A 4,891-nucleotide genomic window follows, 5' to 3' on the forward strand; every position below is an offset into this window, starting at 1 on the left:
TTCGATTAGTTAATTATTATTAACCAAACTCGCCACTGACATAACCCTGAGTTCTTTTATCAATCGGATTTTTAAACAGTTCTGCAGTATCTCCGTATTCAACTAATTCACCCATCCAGAAGAAAGCGGTTTTATCTGAGATACGTTTAGCCTGGTTCATCGAGTGCGTCACGATGACTATAGTAAACTTTTTACGCAGTTCATCCATTAACTCTTCAATTTTATGGGTTGCTATTGGATCCAATGCACTGGTTGGTTCATCCATTAGGATAACTTCCGGCTTCATCGCGATAGCACGAGCAATACATAAACGCTGCTGCTGTCCACCGGAGAGACCTGTCGCCAGCATATTCAGTCGATCCGACACTTCATCCCATAGCGCTGCACTGCGCAGAGACTCTTCTACAATTTTAGAGAGTTCTTTTTTATCTTTCATGCCCTGTGCTTTAAGACCGAAAGCAACATTTTCATAAATGCTCATTGGAAACGGATTGGCTTTTTGAAAAACCATACCGACACGCATTCTTAAATCCTGAACATCAATATCCGCATAAATATCTTCATTTTTAAATTTCACTTCACCGGTGATTGTGACACCTGCAATCAGATCATTCATGCGATTTAAAGTACGCAGTAAAGTTGATTTACCACATCCGGAAGGGCCAATCAGCGCAGTTACCTGGCGCTCGGGAATGATAAATGAAATATCTTTTAATGCATGGTTTTTGCCATAGAAAAGATTCAGGTTGTTTATTTCAAGCTTGTTCATTTTTTATGACCTTTAGTGAGATGCTTTATTGTAGCGGGTAGCAATGAGTTTCGTGACTAAATTTAAGCAAAGTACTAACACAATCAGAACGGTTGCAGTGGCATAAGCCTGATCCCATTCATGTTGAGTAAATAGCTCTTGGGTTAACTTGTACAGATGTACTGTTAATGTCCTGCCTGAATCCAATACTGATTCAGGAATCTTGGTGACCATACCTGCGGTTAAGAATACCGGTGCAGATTCTCCAATAACACGGCCGATACTTAGGATTACCGCGGTGACAATACCCGGCATGGCACTCGGTAAAATCAAACGCCAAATAGTATATATTTTAGAGCTGCCTAAAGCATAACCGCCTTCACGGTAACTGAGCGGTACGGCCATTAGCGCTTCTTCTGTGGTACGGATGATAACCGGCAGAATAAGGACCGATAAGGTCAATGCACCGGCTAAAATGGAGAATCCCAGCCCTAATGTGGTGACAAAAAATGTCATACCAAACAGACCGTAAACGATTGAGGGAATACCCGCCAACGATTCGATACAAAAACGGATCACTTGTACTATTTTACTGCCCGGTTTCGCATATTCAGTTAAGTAAATCGCCGTCATGATACCAATAGGAGTGGCAATAGACAGCGTCAGAACAACCATATAAACCGTTGATACTATCATCGGCCAGATGCCCGATGCTTCGCCAATGCGCGTATAAGAACTGGTAATAAATTCCCAAGTTACATAGCTTAAACCATTACTTAAAACGTGCCAGACAACCCATAACAGAAATAGAATAGTAATAGTAGCGGCAGACCAGGTTGCTGCTAATAACAACTTATCTTTAGTTTGTCGTTTTAACATTAGTAGGCTCTCTTTTTGTTAATGTATAAAATAGCTGCATTTAGAATGACGATAAATACCAATAAAACAATACCGGTCGCATAAAGTGCGCTGGCATGTATGCCCGTTGCATAGGACATTTCCATCGCAATATTTGCAGTCAGGGTTCTTGCCGGTTCAAGTAATGAACCGGGCATAGCAGGGGCGTTACCCATTACCATAATAATGGCCATTGTTTCACCAAGCGCACGCGCAATACCCAGTGCAATAGCCGTTAAAATACCACTTTTAGCGGCTGGAATAAGTACTTTAAATATGCTGTAGATATGTGATGCCCCCAATGCAAGTGCACCTTCTTTATAGACCGGGGGTAATGCGCGTAAAGAGGTTTCTGAAATGGTAATGACGGTAGGCAATATCATAATCGCCAGAACGATAATTCCGGCTAAAACGGTATTACCTGCTGGAATATTAAAAATCACTTCAATCGCGGGCACAATAATCACCAGGCCGAAAAAACCGTAAACAACCGAGGGAATACCCGCCAGTAGTTCAACCGCTGGTCTGACGATATTTGCTAACCATTGTGGCGCAAGCTCCGCCAGAAAAACCGCCGTTAACAGCGCAATCGGCACGCCAATCACAACAGCGCCGATAGTAGAGGCTAAGGACGCCACTATCATTGGGAAAATACCAAACAGAGCAGGTGGTAACCATTCATTACCAAATACTAAATCTATAACGCCTGCTTGGCGGAATGCGGGTAAACCTTCAGAGAAGAGAAACCAAGCAATAGTGGCTAAAGAGATCACACCGACCAGCGCCGAGCAAATAAACAAAAAGTGGAAAAACATTCCTACCCAATCCTGTTTTTTTGTTGAAATGCTTTGCGCTGTCTGTGGAATACTTTTATTTCCAATATTCATTATGCTGCCTCAGGGTAATACTACTTATTTAATGTCAATTATTACAACAGGAGGCGCGTCTGCGCCTCCCTTATTTTAATTATGAGATTGTGCAATGCTGATATAGCCTTGATCTTCGATGATTTTTTGAGCTTCATCGGACATAATATAGTTAATAAAATCGAGGGCTGGTTGAGCAACATTCTTTTTATATAGTACTATAAAGGGTCTGGCAAGTTTATAGTCACCAGAAAAAATATGTTCATTGGTGGCTTCAATACCATCTACACTAAGCGCTTTTACTAATAATTCATTATCGACTGAGCCTAAAGAAATATAAGCAAGGGCATAAATGTTGTTAGCAACCAGTGTTTTAACCATGCCGTTACCATTGCCAACCAGTGTGCGCTGAGAAATATCTGATACTTCTATATTATTAACAATACGTTTTAGGCCCAATATTTTTTCGAACTCTTCCCGCGTACCCGATGACACGTCACGCGTTACCGCAATAATCGGTTTATCTTCGCCACCGACTTCTTTCCAATTGGTTATTTCCTGACGATATATTTTCTTTATTTCTTCGCGGCTTAAATTGTCAACGGGGTTTGATTTATTGATGACGATAGCGATACCATCATGGGCAATCACAGTAGTGTTCATATCAGTTAATTCGTCAATGGCCAGTTCGCGAGAAGACATGCCGAGCATCGTAATGCCATTTTTTACGGCAACAATACCCGCCGATGAACCCATTCCCTGCACCTCTACATCAATGCCTGTTTTTTTCTGATAAGTCTCTCCCAAAACTTCCAATACGTGAGAAACAGAAGTTGAGCCGGCGATTGTAACTGTCGTTTCTGAAGATGCAAATGAGAGGGGCGACAAAACGATTGCGGCCAATAACCCAATAACCTTTTTCATAATAAATTCCATGTGAATCATAACGGTAAAAATATTTATCTGATTATGTACTACAATCAGTTGCGCTTACAAAATTTTCAAAGCAAAAAGAGGAGCAGAAGCTCCTCTTTGATTAATTTTTTAGAAATTATTTAACTGGAATGTAACCTTGTGATACGACAATGCTTTGACCCGCATCTGACAAGATATAGGCAATAAAATCACGCGCTTCTTGAGCAACATCTTTTTTAACTAATAATACGAACGGGCGGGCAATTTTATAATCACCTGCAACAATGTTTGCATCTGTTGCTTCAACACCTTCAACGGCTACTGCGCGTAATGAGTTATCGACAGAACCAAGAGAGATGTAACCGACTGCGAAATCATTGTTAGCGACGATAGTTTTAACCATACCGTTACCATTACCTACCTGTGCAGTTGGTGTGATAGATGATACTTTCATACCGTTAATTTTACGTTTAAGTTTTAGAATGTCCTCAAATGCGCCACGTGTGCCTGATGCTGTATCACGCGTAATCACTACTATTGGTTTGCTTTCGCCACCAACTTCTTTCCAATTTTTAGTCTCACCGCGGTAAATTTTAGCGATTTGATCTTTAGTTAAGCTTTTAATTGTATTTGAATTATTGACCGTTACCGCAATACCATCACGCGCCATCACAATCATTTCTGTATCTGCAGTTACTTCTTTACGTGTAACTTCACGAGATGCCATGCCGATCATGCTAGTGCCGTCTTTCGCTGCACGAACACCTGCAGATGATCCTGTACCTTGTACTTCAACATCAATACCGGTTTCTTTACTGTATGTTTCAGCTAGCACTTCCATCACATTAGTGACAGAAGTTGAACCTGATACAGTAATAGTGGTGTTTGCAAAGGTAAGTGGAGATGCCATCAAACCGATTGCTGCTACTAAACCAATAACTTTTTTCATAATTAATTCCATTCTATATGTAAATAAAAATTGCGAGTTGTGTAAATCTAATTTAATTAATGACTCCCTCTCTGGAAGTGCGTGCATTGAAACATGTGAATGTGACAGTTTCATGACAGTGGTGCTATAAGAATCAATTTATCATAATTTCTATTTTTTAAATTTAAATATTCATTTTTTACAATATGAAAGTGCACTATCTGCCATGTTTAAAGGTTGCTGCGAGATTTTATCGGTTCTGTGCTGCATAAAAAATATTTTTTCTGTCATTACTACCGTAATTTAATTAAATTTTGCTTTATCTATACAGGTAAGAAGATAAAACACACAAAGCGTTCAATAAACAATCATTCAGGACTTTTGTAGTAGATAATATTTGACGGCGGGCGAACAACGCCGTAACCTTTGTACTCGTTGTTAAGGCATTAAGGCTTAACAATAAAAGTAAGTTTTCGGTGATTAGCGCAGCTTGGTAGCGCACCTGGTTTGGGACCAGGGGGTCAAAGGTTCGAATCC

6 protein-coding genes are annotated in these 4,891 nt (G+C 40.3%); all 6 read right to left on the bottom strand.

The annotated features are described in order from the left end of the window. Nucleotides 1-19 precede the first annotated feature (19 nt). On the bottom strand, nt 20-769 hold the full coding sequence (gene pstB, locus CXF72_RS00060; protein ID WP_101036017.1) for a phosphate ABC transporter ATP-binding protein PstB: 750 nt from the start codon (nt 767-769) through the stop codon (nt 20-22). 12 nt (nt 770-781) lie between these two features. After that, a complete protein-coding gene (gene pstA, locus CXF72_RS00065; protein WP_101036018.1) occupies nt 782-1,627 on the bottom strand; it encodes a phosphate ABC transporter permease PstA in 846 nt (281 codons plus the stop codon). After that, complete coding sequence (gene pstC / locus CXF72_RS00070) at nt 1,627-2,532, bottom strand: phosphate ABC transporter permease subunit PstC (protein WP_101036019.1); 906 nt, start codon at nt 2,530-2,532, stop codon at nt 1,627-1,629. The genes pstA and pstC overlap by 1 nt, the downstream gene beginning before the upstream one ends. 75 nt (nt 2,533-2,607) lie before the next feature. Continuing rightward, nucleotides 2,608-3,435, bottom strand: a complete 828-nt coding sequence (locus CXF72_RS00075) for a phosphate ABC transporter substrate-binding protein (protein ID WP_157823143.1) — start codon at nt 3,433-3,435, stop codon at nt 2,608-2,610. A 127-nt stretch (nt 3,436-3,562) separates the two neighbouring features. Beyond that, the gene (locus tag CXF72_RS00080; RefSeq protein ID WP_101036021.1) at nt 3,563-4,375 is read right to left on the bottom strand and encodes a phosphate ABC transporter substrate-binding protein; all 813 of its coding nucleotides are present in this window, start codon (nt 4,373-4,375) and stop codon (nt 3,563-3,565) included. Nucleotides 4,376-4,673: 298 nt separating this feature from the next. Continuing rightward, nucleotides 4,674-4,891, bottom strand: a 218-nt coding sequence (locus tag CXF72_RS19665) for a hypothetical protein (protein ID WP_232784826.1), incomplete at its 5' end; no start/stop codon positions are given.

Origin of the sequence: Psychromonas sp. MB-3u-54, from assembly GCF_002836415.1 — a bacterium.
In the GTDB taxonomy this organism is placed as follows: domain Bacteria; phylum Pseudomonadota; class Gammaproteobacteria; order Enterobacterales; family Psychromonadaceae; genus Psychromonas.